Source organism: Flavobacterium sp. PL02 (assembly GCF_035013205.1).
Taxonomy (GTDB): domain Bacteria; phylum Bacteroidota; class Bacteroidia; order Flavobacteriales; family Flavobacteriaceae; genus Flavobacterium.
The window spans coordinates 290484-315790 of record NZ_JAYGJP010000004.1; the positions used below are offsets into that span (position 1 = coordinate 290484).

Genomic DNA, 25307 nt, shown 5'->3' on the forward strand with positions numbered 1-25307 from the left:
ACTTTTTGGCGGTTGCTCTTTTGCCCAGCCATCAGCCTTAAAAAGTACGCTAAAGCTGATTTTTATTATTTATTGCGCTATCGCTCCATCTTTCGGCTGCCGTTGCACGCACACATCCCTACGGCTCAGAAAAAGAGCCTCTCGGTCTGTGGCGACTGGTCAAGACCGCAACACCGCCACCCGTTCGCTAAAAAAAGCTTTCTACAAGTTGGAATAAATAACGCTTTTTTTGCTCACTTGGGGTGTTCATTGTCTTTGCGTATAACTCAATCGCCGTGGGGCTATGCTCATTTTTGCGCAGAATTTTTTAGAAACACTTGTTTTAAATAGAAACATCAGGATAAAAAAATCCTGCACAAAAATCGAGCGCATCAATAAAACGAAATCTTTTTTCTTCAATTGAAATAAAAAAGAAAGAAAAATCAATCAAGTTTATTTTTCAATTGAAAATTTAAACCCTATTTTTGAGCAGATAAAAAAATGAAAAAGTACGTTCTTAAAAAATAGTTTTTGCTCGCAGGAACGCAGAAATAAACGCTCGGGCGAAGTAAATATCGCACAGGAAATTACAAGTATAAGTTTCTAGGACAAGAGCGTCAGGATGAGTTAGGCTTGAACTGGGACACGTTTAGACACCGAAATTACGATTATGCGATAGGTAGATTTTTTGGAGTTGACCCAGTTTCTGAAGAATATATGTCAATTTCTACTTATCAGTTTGCTCATAATAATCCTGTATGGAAAATTGAAATAGAAGGCTTGGAAGGAACTCCTTCCAATGGGAAGCCAGACACTACTAATCACGAACCTATAAAAGTTGTAAATAAACCTGTTTTAGGTTTTGTTGGTGGTGGATTAGTTGAGACGAAAGTTGTTCAAAAAACCACTACTGAAGTTGTCAAGGAAGTAGCAAAGGAAACAGTTAAAACTGGAGGCAAAGTTATTGGTAAAGTAGTAGGAACTGTATTTGCTGTTTTAACTGATTACATGAGTCCTAACTATGGAGGTAACACAAATGAGAGACCATTTAAAATTGATGGAAAAGGTATTGACGAAAAGTTTAGTATTAAAGATTATAATGTTAAAGAAAAAACAATTGAAGAAACAGGAATAAAAAGACTTGAAAATAAGATTGATGATTTAGTTGATGCATCTACTCCTGGTGACAAGACTAAAGGCAAGTCTACTATCTTTGAGAAAAAAGGCGGAATTGAGGAAGCTAATAACGATTTTGATAGTTTAAACCCTTCAAATATTAGAGAAGTTAATGGAATAAGAATCGGGACACTACCTGATGGTAGTACTGTAAATGTTAGAGAAAAGAGCAAGGATGGAAGACCTACTTTAGAAATTTTAAAAGGTAAAAAAATGACCAAATTTAGATACGATGAGTAATACTGAAATAATTAGATGGGAACCAAAGATTTCCAATTTTCCTAAAACAATTCATATAATGGGAATTTACGATGACTATGAAGGATTTAGAATAATAGTTAGAGAAGAAGGAAAAACTAACCTCTTTAGGTTTAAATTCGACAACTATGTAGCTTATAGAAATGCTGACGAAGGGGCAAGGATTAAATCTATCCCATTGTTTCCAAATGACAGTAGGGAGTGGTGTTTATTCAAAACACAAAATAATGAATTTGTTGATTGGATAGTTAATGAAAGCTCAGGTATATACTTAAAGGAATCAATAACCAATTATATTTTTGCTACTCCAAATGATATAATCGAAGTATTATCATTGGAAGAACCAGAATTAGAAGAACTATAAGTGCCCCCAGCTGTTCGAAGTCTCCCGACTTCGAACCTACAACGATAATCGACAAAGAGTATAAAACAATTAAACCTCGTCCAAATACTGGCGAGGTTTTTTTATGTTTTAAAACCAAATCACTCCCGATAAGCTTCAATCCTGTGCTTGTTTTTTTTGAATATTTTTTAATTTTCATCTGAAATTAAAAGATAAAACGTTCTAAAAAAATCATCCAAAAAAACAAGCTTAGCCTTGTGGCGACTGAACTATGCACAAAGACTAACGCCCCGAAGCACCGCAGGGATAATGTAGTTTTACGGAATTATCCCGAGGAGCGCCACGCGGTGTTGCGGCAATCGTACAGGCACGCTAGAACGGGAAGCCCTTTTTTTGGGCTGTAGGGCTAGCAGCGTGAAACGGCAGCCGAAAAGGTGCAGTAAAACGAAGCAACTAATCAAAATCAGCGAAAGCGTTCCTATTGAGGTTGATGGCTGGGCGAGAGAGCAACCGCCCAATAAACAAGTGGCGGTTTGTTTTTTTTCCTTAGGCAAGGCGTAGAGAAACGGAGCAATACAAATCAGCTAAAAAAATAAAAGTAGCCACGACGAGCGCAAGGTAGAGAACGTGTGCAATGAGGAGCGGGAACGGAGAGAGGAACGAACGACTGGAAGCGAAGAATGAAACAAAGAGAACGACTGTAGCGAGACCGCTTGATTGCTTACTGTATGTCTATAATACGAAATCACTTAAAATAGAAAACCACTCATTGCCGAGTGGTTTTCTATTTTATAAAAGTATTTTTATTGTGCTAATTGCTGAATTTTCTTTTTAGTAATAAAAGCATCAAGAAAAGTTTTAACAAGATGTTTTTCTTCTGGGTTTAATTTTTCTACTTCTTGAAACTGTTTTATAAGTTCTATATCGGTTAATTGTGCTTCTACTTGTTGAGTTTTACCATTCATTAAATAATCGGTACTAGTTCCTAATATGAAAGCTAGTTTTTGTAATACATCGGAGGACGGACTACTTTTCCCTTTTTCATATCGACCAATTTGCACATAAGTCAAGCCTACTTTTTCTGCCAGTTCAGATTGAGTTAGGTTATTCTCTGTGCGAAGTTGTTTTATGCGTTCACTTATCGTTATCATAGTAGATATGTGTATTAGTTTAATACTTAAATATATGCAAATTTAAACAATAATACATCTGTTTAAAACATTGTTGAAAAATATAATACATTAAAGTTTTATTAGATAAAACAATTATGTATTATTGCATAACAAAAAAGTATCATAAAAACTTTTCAACAATGTAAAAACATGGCAAAAGGAAACAGCAAACAAGTAAAACTTCAGCCCAAACACAGAGAATTATCCCGAGGTTATAAAATAGTTCCTTGGCTTAGCGTGAGCGGTGTATGGCTTGAGAAGCTTGGCTTTAAAGTTGGCGATACTGTGAATATCATAATCCGTGAAAAGTTGTTAGTAATAGAACACATAGAACCTCTAGTAAAACCAAGAGAAGCAAAACCTAAAAAACCGTAAACAATGGAAATCCAACAAATAAAAGAAAACCTACCGCTAGCTACAATATTGGACAATTACGGATTACAGCCCAATAAAAACAATATGTTATTGTGTCCGTTCCACGACGATAAAACGGCAAGTTTGCAAGTAAACTTAGAAAAGAACTTTTATAAATGCCATGCTTGCGATAAAAAAGGTGACCAAATACAGTTTGTTCAGGATTATGAAAAGATAACCAAACGAGGCGCTATAATGAAATGCATAGCAATGATAATCCAAAGCCCAGTGCTAGCAGCTCCAAGCCCAAAGCCTAAAAAGGAAAGTCCAAAGCCGACAGTTCAAAGCCTTGAGCATATTGCATTTTTAGAGAAAATGTTCCAGAGTTTTAGAAAAGGTATTTTTAATAGTAATCCCGCAAAGGATTATTGCAAAAGCAGAAATTTAGATATTGAAGCTTTACAAATTGGTTTTAATGGCGGACAATTCCATCACGGCACAAGACGGGATGAAACTTTAATCAATAATTGTTTAGAAATAGGATTACTATTAGACCGAAACATTATCAGTAAAACAGGCGAGAAAGCTTATAATGTTTTTGGTAATAAATCAATTGTTTTTCCATTAAAAAACAAAGTAAACCAAATTGTAAGCTTGTATTTTAGAAGCACCATAAATGAAAAAGACGCCAAACATTTTTACTTAAAAAACCGAAGCGGATTATATCCAAACTATCCTAATGCCAAAACAAAAAAACTAATCTTAACCGAAAGTATAATTGATGCAGCAAGCGTAATACAAGCTTTAAGCCTAGAGCCTACAGCGTATAGCATCCTAGCTTGTTACGGCACAAACGGTTTAAACGAAGAAATCCAAAAAGCCATTTTAGAACTCACAGAACTGGAAGAAATTATCTTTTGTTTTGATACAGATATAGCAGGAAGAACAGCTGCAACACGATATGCTAATCAATTATTAATTATCAATGATAGATTATTAATTACTAAGATTGAACTGCCAAACAAAGACATTAACGAAACGTTGCAATTACATGAAAAAGAAATATTTACCGAACTTTTAAATCAAAGAAAACCATTAAACGTTTCTTTTTCTATTGAGGACAATACAACCGAAATTGCTAATCCAATAATCGAAGAATCACAAAATAAAACAATCCAAAATCTAAATGCAATAGATGTTTTAAAACAAAAAAACTTACTGCAAGAACTTAATATTTTGATTGAGAAATCAGGAATAATCGGAGAAGAAAACAGCCGCTTATTATTGTTTATTATCGCCTCGAGTTACAAAACCAAACAGCCCTTACACGCTATTGTACAAGGAAGTAGCGGAAGTGGAAAAACGCATTTAATCAGTAAAATAGCCGATTTGATGCCACAGGAAGATGTACTTAGATTTACAAGAATAACAGAAAGCAGTTTGTATAATTGGGGCGAATATGATTTAGTTGGAAAACACCTTATCATCGAAGATTTGGACGGATTAAAAGAAGAAGCCATGTTTGCCATGCGAGAATTAATAAGCAATCAAAGACTCTCGAGTTCCGTATCTATCAAAGACAAAAAAGGCAATATTAAATCAACAAAGAAAGAAGTAAAAGGTGTTTTTAGTTCGCTGAGTGCTACTACCAAAGGCGATTTATACGAAGACAATATGAGCCGTAGTTTTTTGCTTGCTGTTGATGAAAGCGAAGCCCAAACCAATAGAATCATTACCTATCAAAATAAACGAATCGCTGGAGAAATAAGCGAACAAGAGCAGGAAAAAGCCAAGTTATTATTACAGCAAATACTCAGAAGTTTAAAACCCGAAGAAGTACAAAATCCTTTTGCCACACAAATACAACTCCCTGAGAACGTACATAAAAAACGAAGATTAAATGAAATGTTCCAATCCATAATCAAACAAATAACCATCTTAAACCAATATCAGCGCAAATCCCAAAACGCAAAAATACAAACCCAAATCGAAGATGTAGAACAAGCTGTAGAAATCCTTTTTGAAAGTATCATCCTAAAAATAGATGAACTCGACGGAAGTTTGAGACAGTTCTTTGAAAAGCTAAAAAAGAAGTTCCCAGCCCATGATTTTACAAGGTTCGAAGCGATGGAAACCACAGGCTTTAAAAAGACCCAATTACAGCATTATATCAATCAATTGGTACAACTGGAATACATCAAACAATACGGACACGGCAACAAAGGCTATAAATACAGAATCTCCTATTTTGATGATATACAAAGCGTTCGCAAGAAACTAAAAGAGCATTTTATAAAACAAATCCAAAACCTAAAGCCGAACACCAACGAACACTAACTGAACACCAAACGAACGCTAGAACAATGGCAATCAATTAATAATTAACAACTTATAATTAATAACTAACTGGCGTTCGGTCGAAAAAAAAAGTACAACCATAAAAACATCATAGCTATGTTTACAAATGCGATTTATGAATTTAGAAAAGAACTCGAAAACCTAGGATATAGTAAAAATGTAGTTAGTAATTATCCCAAATATGCAAAGCAACTCTTAGACTTTACTAAAGCAACTATTGAAAAAATAACAGATAAACATATAAAAAACTATCATCAGTATTTACAAGAAAAACCTAAACAGCGAAGAACAGGAAAGCAAAGCCAAAGCCATATTTACAGTCAGTTACTAGCTATTAAATTATACTTTGATTATCTACAAAGAACCAAAAAGATAAACCAAAATCCCTACAATCTAAAACTAAAACAACCCGTAAATAATGAGCGTCAAGTATTTACACAACAAGAAATACAACAGCTCTACGCAACTTGCAAAAACATAACCGAAAAAACAATATTACACCTTTGCTATGGCTGTGGGCTACGAAGAAACGAAGTAGAATTATTAGAATTAAAAGACATAAACTTTGAACAAAAACTACTCTTTATACGAAAAGGAAAAGGTAAAAAACGCAGAGTAATACCACTTACTACAACCATTATAGATGATTTTAAACACTATTATACCGATACTCAAACCCATAGAGAACAAAGTCAGGAAAGCTTTTTAATCAATATAAACGGTACTAAAATGAAAGGGCAGAATATCTACAATCTTTTTAAAAGACTCCTTAAAAGAACCCAAAACCTAAACCCTGAATGTTATTGTTTACATACACTCAGGCACAGCATCGCTACACATCTTTTAGAGAATGAAATGAGTATAGAAATGGTCAGAGATTTTTTAGGACATCAGCAAATCGCAACCACACAAATTTACACCCGAATCAATCTCTTAAAAAACAAATTACAGTAATGAGCATCGAAGAATATCTAAAACAAAGCCTAAGAGAAAGTTCCGTAAAAAGTTATCTGCATATCATAAAAAAATACCAAAAACACGATAAAAATACCCCAAAGTACAACTATCAAAAAGTAATGCAATACATAGAAATATTGCGCAAAGAATATAAACCAACAACCGTAAAAGTAATGTTGGGTAGTATAAAAAAATATTACGATTATCTGATTGAAACAGGAAAACGCAAAGACAATCCCACCAGAGCCATACGAATACGAGACGCAAAAGAAAACCCAATCCAATTACAGGACTTATTTACCGAAAAAGAACTCGAAAAACTCTTAGAACCAAGAAAAGAACGTTATCCGTTTTTAACCAAAAGAAACAAAATTATAATGAGTTTACTTATCAATCAGGGATTAAGATTGGCAGAAATAGAAAGCTTGAAAATTAACGATATAGACTTAGAAAAAGCCATCATAAAAATAAAAGAAACAGGAATAACCAATGCCAGGAATTTACCCTTAAAAGCCGAGCAAATCCTTTTATTATACGAATTTATCAATCAGGATAGAAATAAGCTAAAAACCTTTAGAAATGACCAAAACGCTTTGTTATTAGGCAAACTCGGAACACCAATAACAAAAGATGATGTAGATTATTTAATCAGTACGTATCAAAATCAATCTAAAAAAAGATTAACCACCACCACAATCCGACAAAGTGTAATTACTAATTTATTAATCAAAAATAATAACCTTAGAATAGTTCAATATTTTGCAGGACACAAAAGTCCGGACACAACAGAAAAATACCGAGAAACAGGATTAAATGCTTTAAAAATAGCTATCGAAAAACTACATCCAATTAAATAGATTATTACCAGTTTATATCAATAGTATCAATTATTTATACCAATTTAATGTTTTTAAAAGCTGTCGATAGATTATATAAACCACATATATATGTAGTATATATCTTTTTTAAAAAGTCGTTTAAAAACAAATAAATCGTCAAAAGAGAAGCGATAAAACTGATAGTATCTATAAAATCCATACGCCAAATATAAACAAAAGAAAACCAATAGAAATCAATAAAGCGGTCTCTCTCCAGTCGTTCACTTAGTTGCGTTCTTCGCTTCCAGTCGGCTAAAAAGCCTCCGTTCCCGCTCCTCACTTCACACGTTCTCTACCTTACGTTCGGTGCAGCTTTCTTTATTTTTTGATTGATAATTGTTCCGCTCTGCTGCACTTTGAATAAGGAAAAAAAACAAACCGCTGCACACTTTTTGGCGGTTGCTCTTTTGCCCAGCCATCAGCCTTAAAAAGTACGCTAAAGCTGATTTTTATTATTTATTGCGCTATCGCTCCATCTTTCGGCTGCCGTTGCACGCACACATCCCTACGGCTCAGAAAAAGAGCCTCTCGGTCTGTGGCGACTGGTCAAGACCGCAACACCGCCACCCGTTCGCTAAAAAAAGCTTTCTACAAGTTGGAATAAATAACGCTTTTTTTGCTCACTTGGGGTGTTCATTGTCTTTGCGTATAACTCAATCGCCGTGGGGCTATGCTCATTTTTGCGCAGAATTTTTTAGAAACACTTGTTTTAAATAGAAACATCAGGATAAAAAAATCCTGCACAAAAATCGAGCGCATCAATAAAACGAAATCTTTTTTCTTCAATTGAAATAAAAAAGAAAGAAAAATCAATCAAGTTTATTTTTCAATTGAAAATTTAAACCCTATTTTTGAGCAGATAAAAAAATGAAAAAGTACGTTCTTAAAAAATAGTTTTTGCTCGCAGGAACGCAGAAATAAACGCTCGGGCGAAGTAAATATCGCACAGGAAATTACAAGTATAAGTTTCTAGGACAAGAGCTCCAAGACGAGTTGGGGCTTGGAATGTACGATTATGGTTTTAGAAATTATGACCCTGCTCTTGGACGTTGGATGAATATTGACCCATTAGCAGAAATGTCTAGAAGATGGTCGCCATATACATATTGTTATAACAATCCTGTGTTTTTTATTGACCCAGATGGAATGCTAGCTACTTACGATTGGGATGCCCATAATTCAGGAAGAAAAGGAGTTTATAAAGATGGAGATAAAGAAGTATCATTTGAACAAGCAAAGGCAAGTCACGGTATTTCTACACCTAAACAAGAACAATACAAAAAAGGAGATTATGTTGCTATAGTAAATGCACCAAAAGGTGCAGGCGGTTTTGGACATAATGCTTTATTAGTAGGTAATGACGATACGGGATGGGTATTTATTTCAAAAGAGGGTAGAGACGAAGATGAAAATTCTAATAGTGGCAATAATCCATTGACTGGTGGGACTGCTTTAGATGCTAGAAAAGACACATTTAAGACTATTAATGCTTTTTTTGCAGATAAGGATTATTCAGAATATAAGGAAGGAGTAGTAATTAAAATACAATCATCCACAGCTGAAAAAGGAGAAAAGGAAATGACAAAACAGGCATTGAGTAAATATTCACTTATTTTCAATAATTGTGGGCAAGCCGTAAATGAAACCTTAAATAAATTGGGTATAAGAACGGTTGACCCTGATAAATATAAAGTATATGGAGGTTATTCTGCAGGAGCAGCTTTATATAATGGAGTAGTTCCAAATGAGATGTACTATTCCGTAAAACAGGCAAATAAGAACGTACCACGAACAATATTGTCAAGAAAATGAGAAAGAAAGTTTTAATTAGTCTATGCATTATAGTGTTAATGTGTATTAGTTGTAATGAATTCAATACAGCAACACCTCAAGCATCTTCAACAATTTTAAATTCAAAAGAAAATGGGTTTTATCTGTCTACAGCAAATAAAGTGCAAACTGGAGATTTAGATATTATTGATTCTGTATGGATTGAAAAAGTTTGGCATTATAAAGTTATAAAAGGAGAAAAAAGAAAAGTTGCATTATCTTCAAATAATCAAATTGTCTTGAAATTAAAAAAAACAAGCAAAGAGTTTAAGAAAAGTGAATACTTTTTAGAATGGAAAATCGAGGAAAAACATTTTGGTAATTTAGGTTCAGGCAATGGAGTGTTTATGATAAGATACCCCAAAAATACTAAAATAGATACTCTTCATTTTTTGTTACATAAAGCAAATGATAAGTCAACTATTGATATTGGAACATTTGTTAATGTATCAAAGTTAATGATAAAATAGGTAATGTATCAGATGTGTTGGTGGTTAATTATTGCATAAAAATAAAACAACCTTCGGTATGTCCAAAATCAAAAAAGCCACTTCATTATGAACATGCCGCTGTCGGCGCTGTAGCCACTGCTCCATTAGGTGGTGAGGGAGCAGCTCCAGGTTTAACTGTAGCTGGAGCAGGCGAGATAATTAGTTTAATAGGTACTGGGCTAGAAATGGCAACTAATGCATTATCTGGTGATTATAGTAACGCAGCAGAAGGAGGTGCTAGTTATGTTGCAGGTGAGTTAGCTGGTATTGCTATAGATAAGGCTATACCTGGTCCCAATCCAAGTGTGGCAGATGGAGTTAAGGTGCTCTTTCAAATTGGACAAAAAGCGACTAAAAACATTGCAGCCGATAAAGCTAAAGAAGTAATAAAAAAGGTTAATAATTAAATTATATAATAATGGATTATAAAAATTTACTTTATAGTATTTTGTTTGGAGTATTGACTGTTGGATACTATAAAATCCATAAATGGTGGCTAGAAGGAAGAGATGAAAATCCTGTTTTTTATAAACGTGACACTAATATTGGAACATTTAAAAACTGGGTTATTATAATTGTTTTAGCAATAACATCGATTGTATTTTTTTTCAAATCACTTTAGTCTCTAAATTTAATAAAATAAAAAATATGAGTTTTCAAGAAATAAATAGTTTTATAGCTCCAATGGGATTGATAATAGCAGGAGTTGCTATGAAGTTGTCAAAAAACAATGAGATGTTTGGTAAATTTAAAAAATATTGGTTGTTTTTTGTTATTGGTGGAGTAATACTTTTGTTAACTAGAATATACTATAAGATAACCTGATAGCATAGATTTGCAATCTGTAACCACAAAGAGAATCAAAAAAGCCACTTCATTATGAACATGCCCCAAAAAGTCAGACACTATTTGGGGCATTTTTTCTAGAAGCGTTGCAATATCTTGAAATCTCTTTAACATTGCAAGGTCTTTAAATAAATCAGTTTGAGCATTTTTCCCCAAAAGATAACCTACCGAAGTTTCTAATTATAGTAGCTAATTTTTTAGCAGTATCAATACTGGCACCATCTCATCAGGTTCGTATTTACCCAGCTTTTCGAAGTCTCTCGACTTCGAACCTACAACGATAATCAACAAAGAGAATAAAACATATTAAACCTCGTCAAACATTGGCGAGGTTTTATTATGGAGTAGAATGTCCCACCTCTCTGAAGCCTTTTAATCTGATTGAAATAGTATCTGTGCTAAGACACTAACCTTTATTTATTATATCTAATTTGATATCAGGAAGTATCATTATTTTAGCTCATAGAAACCCCCGCTCACCGAAGTGTTCAAACGAAGCGCTGTGCGAACGTCTCCGACTTCGCACCCACAATCAAAAGAAAACACATTAAACCTCGTCAAACATTGGCGAGGTTTTATTCTTGAGCAGAATGTCACACCTCTCCGAAGTATTTCTTTATAAAAGCTATGCAAATGTCAACAGACTTTGCACCCACAAAGAGAATCAGATTAAACAATCTTGACTTAGTTAAAATTCTCGTTTTAGCGAACGAAATTTTAGTTTAATTTTGATTCTGGGCACTGATTACAAATCAGCATTATCTTTGCGTATATCTGAGCGATCTAGTTATATGGTTTCGTATAAAAATGGAGTAAGAGTAAGTAGAGAACTGTATACAGGCGTCTTAAAAAGAGTAAGAAATAAATAAAACAATCATTATGAAACAAATTAAAATTGCCTTAATTTTTTTTATTTTATTAATAATTTTCGCCGCTTGTAAGAAAGAAAATAACGTCGATGAAATTGTAGAATCTGAAAATTCAGCTAGTTACTTTCAAAAGAAATTGAATAATCTTGTCCTTATGGATTCTTTGAGCAAAAGAGTTACAGAATATGGCGACACCATAGCCTATTTTGAAATTCAATCCATATATAATATTGCTGAGCAAAAAAGAACATCAGCATTGTATTATGCTCTTATAATGGCTAATAAATATAATTATAATCAAGCGTATTATGATGTATATGAAATTTTAAATTCAACTGAAATAGATAATAAAACAAAAGAAATTGCCAATGAATATTTAAAGAAATATAAGGAGAAGTAAAAATAATGTCCATTGGCGGAACAAATGAGAAGGTGACCCGACCGCTCGGATATGCGCAACGATAGCGCGGAAATCCTTTCCGTGCCCACAAAGCGAATCATTTAAACCAATGAAACCTCGTCAGAAATGGCGAGGTTTCATTTATTAAGCAGAATGTTCCACCTTTCCGAATTGCTCTTTATACAAGCTGTGCGGATGTCGCCAGACTTTGCACTCATAAAGAGAATCACATAAAACAATAATGTCCTAAATAAAATTCCCGTTTTAGCGAACGAAATTTTAGTTTAATTTTGATTGCGGGCACTGATTCCAAATCAGCGCTATCTTTGCGTATATCAGAGCGATCTAGAGAGCAATAATTGGTTCACTTAAATCTGGGAAGCTTCATAAACATCATGTCCTTTCTCAACATTTTAGAAAATGGTTTGCAAGTAGAGGAATTAAAAACATAGATGATTACACAATTCAAATGAGTGTGAAAAATCACTTAAACTCTGTACATGGTAGTGGGAATAGGTATGTTCCCTGAAAGATAAAAAATAAAGAAAGATGAAAAACGTGTCTATTAATAATGAATCTTTAGAATTGAATGTATACAGTCAATATTATATTATTGATGTTCTTTATTTGACAGATATAAAAAATGAATTTTTAAAAGCTAGTTCTTTGCCAGAAGATATTAGAAAGGAGGTTTTTCTTTATACAGATACACCTTTTGCACTATATAAACCAGATGAGAGTACTTTTTATATAAATCAGATTATAAAAGTAGATTATGATGAAGTTATTTTAGAAGATTTCTCTTTTTTTTCGACTGATACAGGATTAATAGTATTTATTTCAGAAGATATATTAATAGAATTTTTAAAAGATTTCAATTATGAAGATTTAGTTGATTCAGAAAATGAATTGATAAATGAAATATATTGGAAACAAATAATTTCAAAGTTTAAGTTGGTAGACGTTGGATTAGTCTTAGCAGGTTCAGATTCAGAAAATGACTTTGATGGAAGTGGAACATATAAAGTTACCCCGCTCTCCGAAGTATTCTAACGAAGCGCTGTGCGAACGTCTCCGACTTCGCACTCACAATCAAAAGAAAATACATTAAACCTCGCCAATACTTGGCGAGGTTTAATTATGGAGTAGAATGTCCCACATCTCCGAAGTATTTTAAACTAATTCAAATAATATCAGTGCTAAAATATGAACTCCTTATTTATTGTATCTAATTTGATATCAGGAAGTATCATTATTTTAGCTCATAGAAATCTCTTTTTCCAATTTTAATTTTAGATGTTACTTTTAGTTCAATATGCATGTAAGGTTCAGTGATTTTTTCATTGTCAATTTGAACAGCTCCACTTTCAATAAGTCTTTTAATAGCTGATTTAGTATGTCCTTTTTTTAATTGTACACATAAATCAACCAAACTAATTACCCCATTTTCAAATTGAATGGAAGAAAATAAAATAGGCTCAAATGTTTTTTCTTGAAAATTTTTGTTTTGAAATTGGTTGGTAAAAAAATCTTCTGCTTTTTGAGCTTCATCTTTGTTATGGTATTGTGTAATGATGTTTTGTGCAATTATTTTTTTGATATTCATTGGGTTTTCTCCGTTGGCCAGTCTTTCTTTTATTAATTGCTGTTCTACAATTGAAAAATCGGTGGTCAAATTCAAAAACTCTTCAATCAAACTATCGGGAATAGACATCGTTTTTCCAAACATTTCGTTTGGTTCGTCTGTTAGTCCGATGATATTATTGAGGGACTTACTCATTTTCTCTTTTCCATCTAGTCCTTTCAATAATGGCATGCACATAACAATTTGAGGATTCATTTCAAAAGTTTCCTGCAATTGTCTGCCCATCGTACAATTGAAAAGCTGATCTGTACCACCCATTTCAATATCTGCATTAATTTTTACAGAGTCAAATCCCTGTAAAATAGGGTAAATCAATTCATGCATTGCTATAGGTGTATTTTCGGTAAAGCGCTTGTTAAAATCGTTTCGGTGCATTAACTGAGCAACAGTAACTTTTGATAAAATCTTAATAACCTCAGAAAATGACAGTTCGTTTAACCAATCAGAATTAAAAACAATTTTTGCTTTTGTAACGTCAATTATTTGAGATAACTGATTGAGGTAAGTTTCTGCATTATGCTGAACTTCTTCGATAGATAAAGGTTTTCTACTTTTATTTTTTCCTGTTGGATCACCAATTCTTGCTGTAAAACTTCCAACCAGAATCACAATTTGATGTCCTAAATCCTGAAATTGTTTTAGTTTTTTCAAAACAACAGCATGTCCCAAATGCAAGTTAGGGGCAGTCGGGTCAAAACCAAGTTTGATGATCAGCTTTCGATTTTCTTTTTTAGCTTGTTCCATTTTTTCTTCCAATCCATTTTTAGGAAGAATGATTTCTACGTTTTCTTTTAGTTTCTTTATTGTTTCCATTTTTTTTAAAATAAAAAAGCCCGAGCATCTGCTCGGGCTTTAGGTTATATAATTAAAGTCTTTTTTCTTATTGATTTACTTTGACATATATACATAATCTTTCCGAGCAGATACTATTCTATAATAATAAGTGCTAAAAAAAGCTAAATGTAATATGTTGTTCAAAAGTTTCATTTGGAAAGCAAAGGTAATTTTTATTGTTTTATCTGCAAGTTTTTATACATTGATAATTAGGAAAATAATTAAAGTACTTCTATTTTCGTATTATTGAAAATGCAGTCAGACGTTCCTCATTCTCCGAAGTATTCTAATAAAAACGGTGTTTGAATGTCACTTGACTTCGTACCCACAAAGAGTATCTAATAAAAAACTCGATTTACGTTTGCTAAAACGGGAACTTTTAGCTTAATTTTAATTGTGGGCACTGATTGGAAATCAATGTTATATTTACATATAATGTGAGATTGAAATTTTCCAATATTCATCCCTAATACTTTTAAAATAAATTGCATTAATTTTAATTTTCAACTTAAAATACAAATACTGAATGTATAATTTTGATAACAACTTAAATAATATGAAAATTTCAAAGTACTTCTATGTACAAATAAGTTTAGCTCTATTATTAATTTCTACAATTTTTTTAGAAGAAAAATATATAAAAATATTTTTTATAATAATAACAATAGCTTTCTTTTTGGTTTTGATATATGATTTTGTAAGTAGAAATTTAATTTATACAAAGCCTACTTTTTTTAGCTTATCATTTGATGTTTTAGTTTTAGCAGTTCAACTTATTTGTTTGTCATACGTGTTTGATTTAATAAATGTTTTTGTAATTATTTTTATTGTTTTGAATATTTTTAAAATATTTTATGTAGATAAAGAAAATCTTCCTACCCACAAAGAGAATCACATTAAACAATCTTGACTTAGTTTAAAATCTCATTTTAGCTAACGAATTTTAGTTTAATTTTGATTGTGGACACTGATTGTAAATCAGCGCTATCGTTACGTATATCTTAGCAATAGGTTTAACTTTTATGAATTTTAATTAGAATGAAAAAATACTTTATCTTTTTAATATTAACTTTTATTTCTTGTGACAAAAAAATAGAATGTGAGGGTAAGATTGGTTTAAAAAATATAAAGATTAAGATTGAGAAAAGCAATCCTATTTTGAGAGAATATGATCGTTATTTACTAATAACTTGTAATGAGGAAAATATTTATGAAATCAAGATACAAGGTGATATAGGAACCGGAGCAAAAAGTTATTTATATGACAACGGCAATTCCTATGTATTAATTGATTGTGATAGTAGTTGGTATATTCTTAATAAGAATGACGGAACAGTTACTTTGAAAGGGAAGTTTTGGATGAAGATTCCTCCTCAGAATTATATAGGAACTTTTGTGCTAGGTAGTATGAAGAAAAAAGTTGAATTTGTTAAAGAGAAAGATATTCAGACTAAAGATATTTATATGTATGGTGGTGGATAATATTTTAGATAGTATATCAATAGCATAATCCTTTTCTCCGAAGTGTTCTTAATTACATACGCTGAAACTTTTAAACATTGGCTTATTATAATTGGACTAGCCATCTCAGCATTAGTGAATTTTGTCATAGCAATCGGATAAAAGTTAAAAATTCAAATTGATATTTTTTTATTCTATCGCTCATTCCTTTGTTTTCTTAAAATCGACTTTTTTATCCCATAAGGACAATTTTATGCGGTATTGTGGTTCTGAATTAACTTTTAAATCTTTGCGGAAATAGTAAACAAAATATGAAGATTTTAGCACAACAGATAGAGGAATTAAATGAAAATTTAGCAAAACAGCTTCCGACAGAAGTTTTAGAAATATTTAGTAAATCCATAGAGGAATTGAAAACTCAGGGGATTGAAGAAAGTAGCATCGGGATAGGCGAACGGTTTCCTGATTTCAGTCTTCCAAATACAAATGATGAAACTATAGAATTAAAAGAGCTTCTAAAAAACGGGAAAGTGATTGTCGCTTTTTTTCGAGGCAGTTGGTGTCCGTATTGTAATCTAGAATTGAGAGCATTACAGGAAAACCTAAAGCAAATTGTAGACAAAAAAGCAAAATTGGTAGTAATCTCTCCGCAAAAACCTGATTATAGCAAAGAATTAAAGAATAATCACCAACTAGATTTTGAGTTATTAACGGACAAAGACAATGCTTTGGCTAAACAACTTGGCATTTCCTTTAAACTTCAAAATTATGTAATTCCCACTTATAAGAGTCTAGGAATAGAGTTATCTAACTATAATGAGAACGATAACAACGAATTACCTATTCCTGCGGTTTTTGTTATCGATACAGATTATCTTATTACTTATAAATTTGTTGATACCAATTATATGAATAGGATAAATATTCAAGAACTGATTGAACAATTATGACCTACATAAATTCCTGTTTTAGCGAACGGGAATTTTTTATTTTAATTCTTATTGTAAACACTGATTGTAAATCAATGTTATATTTGTATATATTCAAGCAAAAGTGGTTGGAATTTAACTATATGAAAAATAAAACACTAAGAACTTCCTACATTTCATTTACTATTCTAATAATCCTTCTAATTTTGGAAATTATTATGATAGATAATAGAATTAATAGTTATGGTACTTATATTAGAGGATCAAAAGTTATACTATCATATTTTTTTCACTTGCCTCTTTTCATCATTAACTTAATACTAGCAATAAAAGTGCTTCAATTTTATCTTAAAAATAAATTTAAAAAACCTCTTAAAGCTTTTTATTTTGTAATACCGTCTTTCATTTTTTACATATGCTGTATAATATATTTTATAAATGCAATTAACTAATTACCAATCAATATTATATTGATATATTAGAGTAATTGGAGGTATCAATACCAAAAAAAACATTTTAAAAACATGAAATATACAATTTTATTTTGCTTGTCTTTATGCATATTTTCTTGTGGTCCGATTAGAGATTGCTACTCTACAGTTGAATATTATAGAGTAGATGAATGTCTTTTAATCGTACAAAAAATTCCGAGCGATACTGATTCTCGATTTGATTATAAAGGAATAAATCCGGTAACTAAAAAAGAATACGATTGTAATTCTAATATAAGCGATATGTGGTGGTCAAATTATAAAAAAGATATTACTATTGGTGATACTATAATAAAAAAGAAAGGAGAATTAATTTTTAGTATTCATAAAAAAGATACTGTTATGAGTTTTAATTTTGAGTGTGAAGGTAAGATTTACAAATAAATGAATATGTCTGAAAAAACAGAAAAAATACTTAGATTAATGGCTTTCGCAATACTAGTAGGTGTGTTCATTTTTATAGGTAATTATCTTTCTGGGAATGAAGCTTTTTATAAAAGAGTACTTAAAAATAGAGAAGGAGAGTCATATTCTGGTGTTGTAGCTGAAAAATATGTTGATTCAGCACAACACGGTACTCCTATGCTAAAACTCACAAGTACAAATGTTGTTCCCTTAGAAAATTATTTTTGGGATCAAGTAGAAGTAGGGGATTCTATAGTTAAAATTAAAGACCAAGCATATATTACCTTATACAAAGACAACAAGATCAAAGAAGTATTTGATTATAATGTGTACTTTGAGGAGCTAATACAGAGATCAAAAAAATAAATTATCAATAATAATAAATTTTAGTACTTCTGAAATTGTAACTATTACTAATACTAAAAGAATGAATATTTTACATTTCATTAATAATACATAACATGGACTCCTATAAAGACATTTAAGATAAGAAAGAAGAGTTTTATAATTTAGCTATTAAATATTATTATAATATTGATAAAGAATATTTAGACAACATAAGTAAGATTGTAAATAAATCAATCTCAATATTAGTTGATCATGAATTCATTCCGACACCATGTATCGAAATAAGATTAGAACTTCATCACCAAGATGATGACGTAAATGTTAGTTCATATTATCTATATATCAATGAAGAAAACGAATTTATTGATGAATTTCTTTACTAATTAACAAAACTAAAAAGACACTACCGATTTGCGAAAGCAAATACAATGTAGTGTCTTTTTTTGAGTAAATAATCTATTACATTACTGTATAATTACAGCGTAGTTGTTTCAATAGATTGCTCTATAATTGAATTAATAATGGACAAGGTGCGTGGGTCTTGTTCTTCAGAGAAAAAAGCATTTAATATTTCCTGAAAAATAGGGTGGCAGTTTTCTACTAAACTAAAAAGAGTCATCGAAGAACGTAATTTTCTAGCATCTAACTCTCCCAGAAGTGATTCTGCTGATTTCATTTTAAAAGTCAATAAAAGCTCAGAAATCTCAACAAGGTGTTTTCCTAAAATTGGGTGTGCTGCAAATTCTGTAGCTTCTTTTAAATCGGTAATAGCATAAAAATTGGCTGTATCGCTAGTGCCTAAACCCGTAATTTGTGGAAAAATAAACCACATCCAGTGGGTTTCTTTTTTCCCCTTTTTAATTTCAGAAAGAGCGGTAAGATACAGCTGGTTTTGTGCTTCTAAAAAACGGATTAAATCATTGTTTGAATGTGCCATTGTTGTATTATATTGTGTAAAAAAGGGTGCAAAAATACTAAAAAATATAGGTTCTTCCTAATGGAAGACTCAGACTATGTGAGTTTTATGACTAAGTTGAGTAATAATCTTACTTAAAATTTTATAAAAAACAGCTCCAAATAACTGATATAATTAAAAATACAATTCTGCTGAAAAATTATAAAAAAAAATCAAATTTTAGTAAACTTTCGTCTAGGTTCAAATATTATAAATCAATTTTAAACACGAATTACACTAATTGTCACTAATTCTTTTGCCTAATTAATTTTACAACCGAAAATTTGTATTTCTTTTTTACTTAAAGATTCCTTTTCATTTCAAATTGCGAAATTGTATATGGTATATTTAAATTTTTTATAAATCCTTTTGCTTCTGCAGAACTATTCTGAACATTATATACTAATAATTCATTTTGATCCACAGCATTGTTAATATGATTAAATAAACTCGTACCAATTCCTTTACGACGATAATTAGGAGCTACAGCTACTTGATTAATTTTTTTGGATGTAGGATTATATATTGCATAACCTACCAATTCAGCATCTATATAAGCTCCAAGAATTTGGCTAAATTCTATACTATTGCTCACTGCCATAATATCGTTTTGCCATGAAGGTTCTATATCCCAAAAAGATTTAAACAATTCCCATTGAGTTTCTTTAAGATTCTTTATATCAACTTTAGGATTTATATCTAATGCCGGTACTTTACCTTTAAAACAATCTAGTTTTCTATGTATTGTATAACCCATCTTTTCGTAAACTCGTATTGCAGGATGATTTCCTTCTATAACTTCTAAAACCATTTGCTTTACGCCAAGATTTTCTAATTTCGGCACTAAAATATCATACATTTTACCAACTAAACCTTTTCCTCTATAATCTGGAACAACACCAGTTGCAGCATTATAAGCAACAAATTCTTCGTTTGTAGTATTTAAAGCATGCAGCATAAATCCAACTAATTTATCTTCAGCATAAACTCCGATAGACAAATCTAATTTAATATTTTCGGCAGAAATCTTAGCTTTAAGTTGCTCTAAATTAAGACTAAAAGGCACGATATAATCTGAAAAAGATAAATTAATAACCGCTAATAGATCTTTAATATCAATGTTTTCTAAACTTTTTACTTCCATTTTTTATGCTAATTTTTTTGAGTTTAAGATTGAGTTTCTCTAATTTATAAAGGCTTTCTAAATATTGAAATAGAGAAAATCAAATATACATTTTATGTAAAAAACAATGATGAACTATTTTAGATTTTATTAAAAAATAGGAGGTAACTAAATGGATGTCGAAATATCGAGATATTGTTTTTTTACAAGAATCGTCTAGTTTTCAAACTGATATATTGTCATATTTTTAAATTTATTGGATATAAATGAAAATTATCAAATTAGCAGATTATGCCCTTGTTTTATTGTCTTAATTGTAATTAAATTAAATAAGAACTTTTTTTCATAAACTTATGTTATATATTTGCTCAAAATTTTGGTCTACTTTTTCTTAAAATTTTAAGAAGAAATAGTTAAAAGGGAATCAGGTGTAAATCCTGAACAGACCCGCTACTGTAAGTTCTATAATAAGTCTTTAAACGTTACTAATGCCATTGTCCCGATTCTCGGGATGAGAAGGTTGTTTAAAGATAGAACAAGTCAGGAGACCTGCCAAAATCACATAGTTTAAAACTTTCGAGGAATAAAGTTGAAGAACAAGAAAATTAGCCTGTTATTTTATAGCGGGACTTTCTTATTATGCTTCTTGATTATTACATCGCGAAAAGTTTTTATAATTTATTTAGTGATGTATAATACAAACAAAAAGCTTTTATTCGTTTTTATCTTATTTACTCCATTTTTGCTTCATTCGCAAGCAACCAATGATAGCATTCGCAAACTAAAAGAAGTAATTCTTAAGGCAAAACCATACCAGGAAGTAATTCCTGTGCAAAGCCTCTCGGGGAAATTACTAGAAAATCTTGCCAGTCATAATGTTGCCGATGCGCTTCGTTATTTTGCCGGAGTCCAGATTAAAGATTATGGTGGTCTTGGCGGACTTAAAACTGTAGATGTCCGTAATATGGGAACGCACCATGTAGGTGTTTTTTATGACGGAATCCAATTAGGTAATGCGCAAAACGGAGTTACTGATTTGGGTAAGTATTCCCTAGACGACATGGAATCTCTTACCATGTATAACGGTCAGAAAAGTGAAATCTTTCAGTCTGCAAAAGACTTTGCAGCAGCATCTACCATTTATTTAAGAACCAAACGTCCCGTTTTTGAAGGAGATAAAAAAACTAATTTATTGGTGCGGTTTAAAACCATGACCATAAATTATTTTGATCCGTCTTTTAGATGGGAACAAAAGCTTAGTAATAAAGTAAGCATGAGCGTAAGTTCTGAATATATAAAATCTAACGGTCAATATAAATTTAGATACAAAAGAAACAATCAGGATGGTACTGTAGCCTACGATACTACTGCAACAAGACATAATAGTGATATTGAAGCATTCAGATTTGAATCTGGACTTTACGGAAAAATAAATAATGGTTCCTGGGATGCCAAAGTTTATTATTACGATTCGGATAGGGGAGCACCGGGAGCAATTGTAGAAAATAAGTTTTCTGACGGATTTAGACAGTACGATAAAAATTTTTTCACACAGGCATCTATAGTAAAGGATTTTACAAAAAAATATAAATTTCAGGCAAAGGCAAAATATGCTTATGATTATACACATTATGTTGCCAGAGATACTGCCCATATTTTAGGAGAAACAGTAACCGAAGGAGCACAATCTGACGATAGTTATTACCAACAAGAAATATATTTCTCGGCAGTAAATATGTACAACATATTACCTACATGGGATGTTTCGTTATCTACAGATTTTCAATACAATAAACTAAATGCTACAAGAAAAGGCATTCAAACCCAATTTTCATTTCCGCAACGCTATACAGCATTATTTTCTTTGGCAAGTTCCTTCAGACTGGGGCAATTTAAAGCTTTAGGTAGTGTTGTGGGTACTTATGTTCAGGAAGAAGTGCGCTATAACGCAAAAGCTCCCGACAAAAAAGAGTTTACTCCTGCATTATTCCTTGGTTATACACCATTTAAAGACTACGATTTTAATTTACGAGCATTTGCAAAACGTATTTTCAGAATGCCCACTTTTAATGACTTGTATTATACCATGGTCGGATCTAGTACTTTGAGACCCGAATATATGAATCAGTACGATGTTGGATTTACTTATAATTTACCTGTAAACAATGCTTTTTTAGACAAACTTTCTATTCAGATTGATGGATATTATACCAATACCAAAGATAAAATTGTGGCTGCTCCAACAGGAAATTTATTCAGATGGATGATGACCAATATGGGACAAGTAAAAGGAAAAGGAATAGAATCTGTTCTTAATATAGGAATGCATATTGGTAATGTAAACTTAGCTACAAATCTTACCTACACTTATTCTGAAAGTAGAGATTATACAAAATTTGCAGGTTTAGAATTGTCTTCTTACGGAGATCAGATTCCTTATACACCGTGGCATAGTGGTTCTGGGATATTAAATGCTGATTATAAAACCTGGAATTTTAACTACAGTTTTGTTTATGTAGGAAAACGATATAATGGTAATGTCAACAATATCAAAATCAATGAAATTCAGCCTTGGTACACACACGATTTAGCAGTACAAAAGTCTTTTGCTTTAAGCAAATATTTAATAAAAGGAACAATAGAGGTAAACAATGTACTTAATCAGCAGTATGAGGTTATATACAATTATCCGATGCCGGGACGTACAATGAAATTTATAATAAGTATTGCGCTATGAAAAAGATAACTACACAATTAATTCTCGGTTTATTTATAGCCCTTGCTTTTGTTTCTTGTAGAGAAGAAGAAACCATTTTTCCATCTTCGGATAAAAGCGTTGCTGCACCAAGAAGTGATGGCAAGATAGAAGGTTTTTATCTGCTTAACGAAGGTAATATGGGGATGAACCGGGCGAGCATCGATATATTTAATTATAGAACCGGAAATTATACTACCGATATTTATTCGGAACGAAATCCTACAGTTATAAAAGAATTGGGAGATGTAGGTAACGATATAAAAATTTATGGCAACAAGGTTTATGCTGTAATAAACTGTTCGAATAAAGTTGAAGTAATCGATAAATGGTCGGCAAAACGTATCAAAAAAATTGATATTCCTAATTGCCGATATGTAGCTTTTTATAAAGACAAAGCCTATGTAAGTTCCTATTCTGGTCCTGTAGCCATAGATCCTAATGCAGAGATAGGTTTTGTGGCCGAAATTGATACGACATCATTAGAAATAAAACGAAAAGTAAATGTAGGTTATCAGCCAGAGCAAATGGTGGTAAGTAACGGAAAATTATATGTAGCAAACTCTGGAGGTTATAGAGTTCCTAATTATGACAGAACCGTATCTGTGATTGATCTTGAGACTTTTACCGAAATAAAAAAGATAGATGTAGGTATAAATCTTTACAGTATGCAAATAGACAGTAGAGGAGATATTTATGTGAGTTCCAGAGGAGATTATTACAATACACCATCAAATCTTTTTGTAATTGATACCAAAACGGATGAGAAAAAAATGCAACTCGATATTCCGGTTCTAGGAATGTGTTTAGTAGATGATTTACTCTATTTCTATAGTGTATCGTGGAGCTATCTTACTAATAGTAATAAAGTAACCTACGGAATATTAGACACTAAAACCAAAAAGATAATAAGCGACAAGATAATCACAGACGGTACAGATAAACAAATAATGATTCCTTACGGACTACAGGTAAATCCCGAAACCAAAGAAATTTATATCACCGATGCACAAAATTATGTCGTAACAGGCTATATCTATTGCTTTACACCCGATGGAAAATTAAAATGGAAAACTACAGCAGGAAATATACCTGCACATATTGCTTTTATAACCAAAAACTAAAATAGTAAAATCATGTATAACAAATCTTTAAAACATTTCCGAACGCTATTGCTTATACTCGCAGCAGCATTGGTAGCCAATTGTTCTAGTGGAGACGATAGTTCTGATAATAGCAATCCGCCAACAGGTGGTATTGGTAACAATGAGTACAATGCACAAAGGGCTACAATAGTACCAATTACTGTAAATAGTACCGTAAGCGCAAATGCAACTTACAGTTGGAGCGTAACAAATTCTCCTTCAGAAAATTATTCTTTGGCAAACAACACTGCAAGAGAAGCCTTATTTGCAGCAACAGAAATAGGAACGTATGAACTTACAGTAGTTATAACTGATAACGGAAATACGCAAACACAAAAAATTAAAGTACACGTAAGCAAGGAAGCTAAGGATTATAAAACATTTATTGCCAAAGTATTTGATTTTAAACCTGCTCCGGGACAGTTTATAAATGATTTGCCTGCAGCGAATGACGGTGAAACGTATGATAAAATTTTAAGCAGAGCTAATACGTATCTAGCCAAGAAAAACGGAGATCTGATTTCGCTTGGAGCCTTTGGTGGTTATATTGTTTTTGGTTTCGATCATACAATTGTAAACGTAAAAGGCAAACGCGATTTTAGAGTTTTAGGTAATGCTTTTTGGGCAGAGGCCAATCCTAATCCTGATAAAACTATGCGTGGCGGGAGTAGTGAAGCAGGAGTTATAATGGTTTCCTACGACAAAAATAAAAACGGTCTTCCGGATGATGAATGGTACGAAATAGAAGGAGCTGGGCATAAAATGGAAAAAACAGTTCAGAATTATGAAATCACCTATTATAGACCTGATCCTAATAAAATTCCCGTTCCAGGAGGCGGTACAGGTACAGTACAATTTACAGATGTAGAATATATATACTGGAAAGATAACAAAGGCAAAGACGGTTATCTAGCCCAAAACAACGCTTATAATCATTCCTTAGATTATTGGCCAAAATGGCTCAAAGATCAGGAAAAAATCACTTTTAAAGGTACAAGATTACCAGATAATGCTGTTGATGAAAGCGGAACTGGAAGCTATTTTGTTCAGTACGCATTTTTATACGGATATGCAGATAATGCCCCAAATAATGATAATGATTCTGCAATAGATATTGATTGGGCAATAGATAAAAACGGAAACAAAATTCATTTGCCAGGAGTTGATTTCGTAAAAGTTTATAATGCACTTAATCAGCAAGCCGGATGGTTAGGAGAAACTTCTACCGAAATAATGGGTGCTACAGATTTGCATCTTTTAGGAGAAAATATCCCTACCAGACCATAAATAAAAAAGGATTTTAAA

Annotated in this window: 22 protein-coding genes, 2 pseudogenes and 1 riboswitch; of the genes and pseudogenes, 20 read left to right on the top strand and 4 right to left on the bottom strand. The window is 31.9% G+C overall.

Annotation, left to right across the window (positions count from 1 at the left end):
* Window positions 1-573: 573 nt before the first annotated feature.
* Both SHI72_RS14575 and SHI72_RS14580 read left to right on the top strand, forming a co-directional pair.
* Window positions 574-1395, top strand: a pseudogene (locus tag SHI72_RS14575) (RHS repeat domain-containing protein); the annotation flags it as partial.
* Window positions 1388-1777, top strand: a complete 390-nt coding sequence (locus tag SHI72_RS14580; protein WP_323490422.1) for a hypothetical protein — start codon at window positions 1388-1390, stop codon at window positions 1775-1777. The pseudogene SHI72_RS14575 and the gene SHI72_RS14580, both read left to right, overlap by 8 nt.
* A gap of 782 nt (window positions 1778-2559) precedes the next feature.
* Here the strand turns inward: SHI72_RS14580 and SHI72_RS14585 are convergent.
* Complete coding sequence (locus tag SHI72_RS14585) at window positions 2560-2907, bottom strand: helix-turn-helix transcriptional regulator (protein ID WP_323490423.1); 348 nt, start codon at window positions 2905-2907, stop codon at window positions 2560-2562.
* A 171-nt stretch (window positions 2908-3078) separates the two neighbouring features.
* Here SHI72_RS14585 and SHI72_RS14590 point away from each other — a divergent pair, with 171 nt between their 5' ends.
* The 11 genes and pseudogenes from SHI72_RS14590 to SHI72_RS14640 all read left to right on the top strand — a co-directional run bounded on the left by SHI72_RS14590 (window position 3079) and on the right by SHI72_RS14640 (window position 12964).
* Window positions 3079-3303 carry a SymE family type I addiction module toxin gene (locus SHI72_RS14590; RefSeq protein ID WP_323490424.1) on the top strand — a complete coding sequence of 75 codons (225 nt, stop codon included), beginning with the start codon at window positions 3079-3081 and terminating at the stop codon, window positions 3301-3303.
* 3 nt (window positions 3304-3306) lie between these two features.
* Window positions 3307-5619, top strand: coding sequence for a CHC2 zinc finger domain-containing protein (locus SHI72_RS14595; RefSeq protein WP_323490425.1), 2313 nt, complete (start codon window positions 3307-3309; stop codon window positions 5617-5619).
* A 117-nt stretch (window positions 5620-5736) separates the two neighbouring features.
* Window positions 5737-6594, top strand: a complete 858-nt coding sequence (locus SHI72_RS14600) for a tyrosine-type recombinase/integrase (protein ID WP_323490426.1) — start codon at window positions 5737-5739, stop codon at window positions 6592-6594.
* Window positions 6594-7454, top strand: a complete 861-nt coding sequence (locus SHI72_RS14605; protein ID WP_323490427.1) for a tyrosine-type recombinase/integrase — start codon at window positions 6594-6596, stop codon at window positions 7452-7454. The genes SHI72_RS14600 and SHI72_RS14605 overlap by 1 nt, the downstream gene beginning before the upstream one ends.
* A 981-nt stretch (window positions 7455-8435) precedes the next feature.
* Window positions 8436-9287 (top strand): annotated as a pseudogene (locus SHI72_RS14610) (RHS repeat-associated core domain-containing protein); the annotation flags it as partial.
* Entirely contained in the window at window positions 9284-9775 is a 492-nt protein-coding gene (locus tag SHI72_RS14615; protein WP_323490428.1) for a hypothetical protein, read from the top strand. The pseudogene SHI72_RS14610 and the gene SHI72_RS14615, both read left to right, overlap by 4 nt.
* 20 nt (window positions 9776-9795) lie before the next feature.
* Entirely contained in the window at window positions 9796-10203 is a 408-nt protein-coding gene (locus SHI72_RS14620) for a hypothetical protein (RefSeq protein WP_323490429.1), read from the top strand.
* A gap of 11 nt (window positions 10204-10214) precedes the next feature.
* A complete protein-coding gene (locus SHI72_RS14625; RefSeq protein WP_323490430.1) occupies window positions 10215-10418 on the top strand; it encodes a hypothetical protein in 204 nt (67 codons plus the stop codon).
* Between the two features lie 26 nt (window positions 10419-10444).
* The gene (locus SHI72_RS14630) at window positions 10445-10621 is read left to right on the top strand and encodes a hypothetical protein (protein WP_323490431.1); all 177 of its coding nucleotides are present in this window, start codon (window positions 10445-10447) and stop codon (window positions 10619-10621) included.
* A 900-nt stretch (window positions 10622-11521) separates the two neighbouring features.
* Window positions 11522-11911, top strand: coding sequence for a hypothetical protein (locus SHI72_RS14635; protein ID WP_323490432.1), 390 nt, complete (start codon window positions 11522-11524; stop codon window positions 11909-11911).
* 549 nt (window positions 11912-12460) lie between these two features.
* Window positions 12461-12964, top strand: a complete 504-nt coding sequence (locus SHI72_RS14640; RefSeq protein WP_039112131.1) for a hypothetical protein — start codon at window positions 12461-12463, stop codon at window positions 12962-12964.
* Between the two features lie 199 nt (window positions 12965-13163).
* Here the strand turns inward: SHI72_RS14640 and tyrS are convergent, their stop codons facing one another.
* Window positions 13164-14369, bottom strand: coding sequence for a tyrosine--tRNA ligase (gene tyrS, locus SHI72_RS14645; protein WP_323490433.1), 1206 nt, complete (start codon window positions 14367-14369; stop codon window positions 13164-13166).
* Between the two features lie 1059 nt (window positions 14370-15428).
* Between tyrS and SHI72_RS14650 the strand changes: the two genes are divergently transcribed.
* The 4 genes from SHI72_RS14650 to SHI72_RS14665 all read left to right on the top strand — a co-directional run bounded on the left by SHI72_RS14650 (window position 15429) and on the right by SHI72_RS14665 (window position 18042).
* A complete protein-coding gene (locus SHI72_RS14650) occupies window positions 15429-15872 on the top strand; it encodes a hypothetical protein (protein WP_323490434.1) in 444 nt (147 codons plus the stop codon).
* Between the two features lie 290 nt (window positions 15873-16162).
* Window positions 16163-16801 (top strand): peroxiredoxin-like family protein, encoded by a 639-nt coding sequence (locus SHI72_RS14655; protein ID WP_323490435.1) that lies wholly within the window; start codon window positions 16163-16165, stop codon window positions 16799-16801.
* A 503-nt stretch (window positions 16802-17304) separates the two neighbouring features.
* The gene (locus SHI72_RS14660) at window positions 17305-17655 is read left to right on the top strand and encodes a hypothetical protein (protein ID WP_323490436.1); all 351 of its coding nucleotides are present in this window, start codon (window positions 17305-17307) and stop codon (window positions 17653-17655) included.
* Window positions 17656-17661: 6 nt separating this feature from the next.
* Window positions 17662-18042 carry a hypothetical protein gene (locus tag SHI72_RS14665; protein WP_123912174.1) on the top strand — a complete coding sequence of 127 codons (381 nt, stop codon included), beginning with the start codon at window positions 17662-17664 and terminating at the stop codon, window positions 18040-18042.
* Window positions 18043-18499: 457 nt separating this feature from the next.
* On the opposite strand, the gene SHI72_RS14670 is transcribed toward SHI72_RS14665, so the two are convergent.
* Together SHI72_RS14670 and SHI72_RS14675 are read right to left on the bottom strand one after the other, a co-directional pair.
* Window positions 18500-18961: a DUF1810 domain-containing protein gene (locus tag SHI72_RS14670; RefSeq protein ID WP_323490437.1), complete on the bottom strand. Its 462-nt coding sequence runs from the start codon at window positions 18959-18961 to the stop codon at window positions 18500-18502.
* A 319-nt stretch (window positions 18962-19280) separates the two neighbouring features.
* A complete protein-coding gene (locus SHI72_RS14675; protein ID WP_323490438.1) occupies window positions 19281-20123 on the bottom strand; it encodes a GNAT family N-acetyltransferase in 843 nt (280 codons plus the stop codon).
* Window positions 20124-20462: 339 nt separating this feature from the next.
* Window positions 20463-20674, top strand: a riboswitch (cobalamin riboswitch).
* 116 nt (window positions 20675-20790) lie between these two features.
* Between SHI72_RS14675 and SHI72_RS14680 the strand changes: the two genes are divergently transcribed.
* Genes SHI72_RS14680 through SHI72_RS14690 form a run of 3 tightly spaced genes read left to right on the top strand, consistent with a single transcriptional unit; the run spans window position 20791 to window position 25289 of the window.
* A complete protein-coding gene (locus SHI72_RS14680; protein ID WP_323490439.1) occupies window positions 20791-22839 on the top strand; it encodes a TonB-dependent receptor in 2049 nt (682 codons plus the stop codon).
* The gene (locus SHI72_RS14685) at window positions 22836-23981 is read left to right on the top strand and encodes a YncE family protein (RefSeq protein ID WP_039119764.1); all 1146 of its coding nucleotides are present in this window, start codon (window positions 22836-22838) and stop codon (window positions 23979-23981) included. Before SHI72_RS14680 ends, SHI72_RS14685 begins: the two co-directional genes overlap by 4 nt.
* 12 nt (window positions 23982-23993) lie before the next feature.
* Window positions 23994-25289 (top strand): cell surface protein, encoded by a 1296-nt coding sequence (locus tag SHI72_RS14690; protein WP_323490440.1) that lies wholly within the window; start codon window positions 23994-23996, stop codon window positions 25287-25289.
* Window positions 25290-25307: the final 18 nt, after the last annotated feature.

What these genes read in the sequence shown, in the direction of transcription:
- SHI72_RS14670 (WP_323490437.1), bottom strand. Translation starts at nt 18,961, where the DNA reads ATGGCACATTCAAACAATGATTTAATCCGTTTTTTAGAAGCACAAAAC.
- SHI72_RS14675 (WP_323490438.1), bottom strand. Translation starts at nt 20,123, where the DNA reads ATGGAAGTAAAAAGTTTAGAAAACATTGATATTAAAGATCTATTAGCG.
- SHI72_RS14650 (WP_323490434.1), top strand. Translation starts at nt 15,429, where the DNA reads ATGAAAAAATACTTTATCTTTTTAATATTAACTTTTATTTCTTGTGAC.
- SHI72_RS14595 (WP_323490425.1), top strand. Translation starts at nt 3,307, where the DNA reads ATGGAAATCCAACAAATAAAAGAAAACCTACCGCTAGCTACAATATTG.
- SHI72_RS14580 (WP_323490422.1), top strand. Translation starts at nt 1,388, where the DNA reads ATGAGTAATACTGAAATAATTAGATGGGAACCAAAGATTTCCAATTTT.
- SHI72_RS14655 (WP_323490435.1), top strand. Translation starts at nt 16,163, where the DNA reads ATGAAGATTTTAGCACAACAGATAGAGGAATTAAATGAAAATTTAGCA.
- tyrS (WP_323490433.1), bottom strand. Translation starts at nt 14,369, where the DNA reads ATGGAAACAATAAAGAAACTAAAAGAAAACGTAGAAATCATTCTTCCT.
- SHI72_RS14585 (WP_323490423.1), bottom strand. Translation starts at nt 2,907, where the DNA reads ATGATAACGATAAGTGAACGCATAAAACAACTTCGCACAGAGAATAAC.
- SHI72_RS14625 (WP_323490430.1), top strand. Translation starts at nt 10,215, where the DNA reads ATGGATTATAAAAATTTACTTTATAGTATTTTGTTTGGAGTATTGACT.
- SHI72_RS14605 (WP_323490427.1), top strand. Translation starts at nt 6,594, where the DNA reads ATGAGCATCGAAGAATATCTAAAACAAAGCCTAAGAGAAAGTTCCGTA.
- SHI72_RS14660 (WP_323490436.1), top strand. Translation starts at nt 17,305, where the DNA reads ATGAAATATACAATTTTATTTTGCTTGTCTTTATGCATATTTTCTTGT.
- SHI72_RS14630 (WP_323490431.1), top strand. Translation starts at nt 10,445, where the DNA reads ATGAGTTTTCAAGAAATAAATAGTTTTATAGCTCCAATGGGATTGATA.
- SHI72_RS14690 (WP_323490440.1), top strand. Translation starts at nt 23,994, where the DNA reads ATGTATAACAAATCTTTAAAACATTTCCGAACGCTATTGCTTATACTC.
- SHI72_RS14680 (WP_323490439.1), top strand. Translation starts at nt 20,791, where the DNA reads ATGTATAATACAAACAAAAAGCTTTTATTCGTTTTTATCTTATTTACT.
- SHI72_RS14665 (WP_123912174.1), top strand. Translation starts at nt 17,662, where the DNA reads ATGTCTGAAAAAACAGAAAAAATACTTAGATTAATGGCTTTCGCAATA.
- SHI72_RS14640 (WP_039112131.1), top strand. Translation starts at nt 12,461, where the DNA reads ATGAAAAACGTGTCTATTAATAATGAATCTTTAGAATTGAATGTATAC.
- SHI72_RS14590 (WP_323490424.1), top strand. Translation starts at nt 3,079, where the DNA reads ATGGCAAAAGGAAACAGCAAACAAGTAAAACTTCAGCCCAAACACAGA.
- SHI72_RS14615 (WP_323490428.1), top strand. Translation starts at nt 9,284, where the DNA reads ATGAGAAAGAAAGTTTTAATTAGTCTATGCATTATAGTGTTAATGTGT.
- SHI72_RS14635 (WP_323490432.1), top strand. Translation starts at nt 11,522, where the DNA reads ATGAAACAAATTAAAATTGCCTTAATTTTTTTTATTTTATTAATAATT.
- SHI72_RS14600 (WP_323490426.1), top strand. Translation starts at nt 5,737, where the DNA reads ATGTTTACAAATGCGATTTATGAATTTAGAAAAGAACTCGAAAACCTA.
- SHI72_RS14685 (WP_039119764.1), top strand. Translation starts at nt 22,836, where the DNA reads ATGAAAAAGATAACTACACAATTAATTCTCGGTTTATTTATAGCCCTT.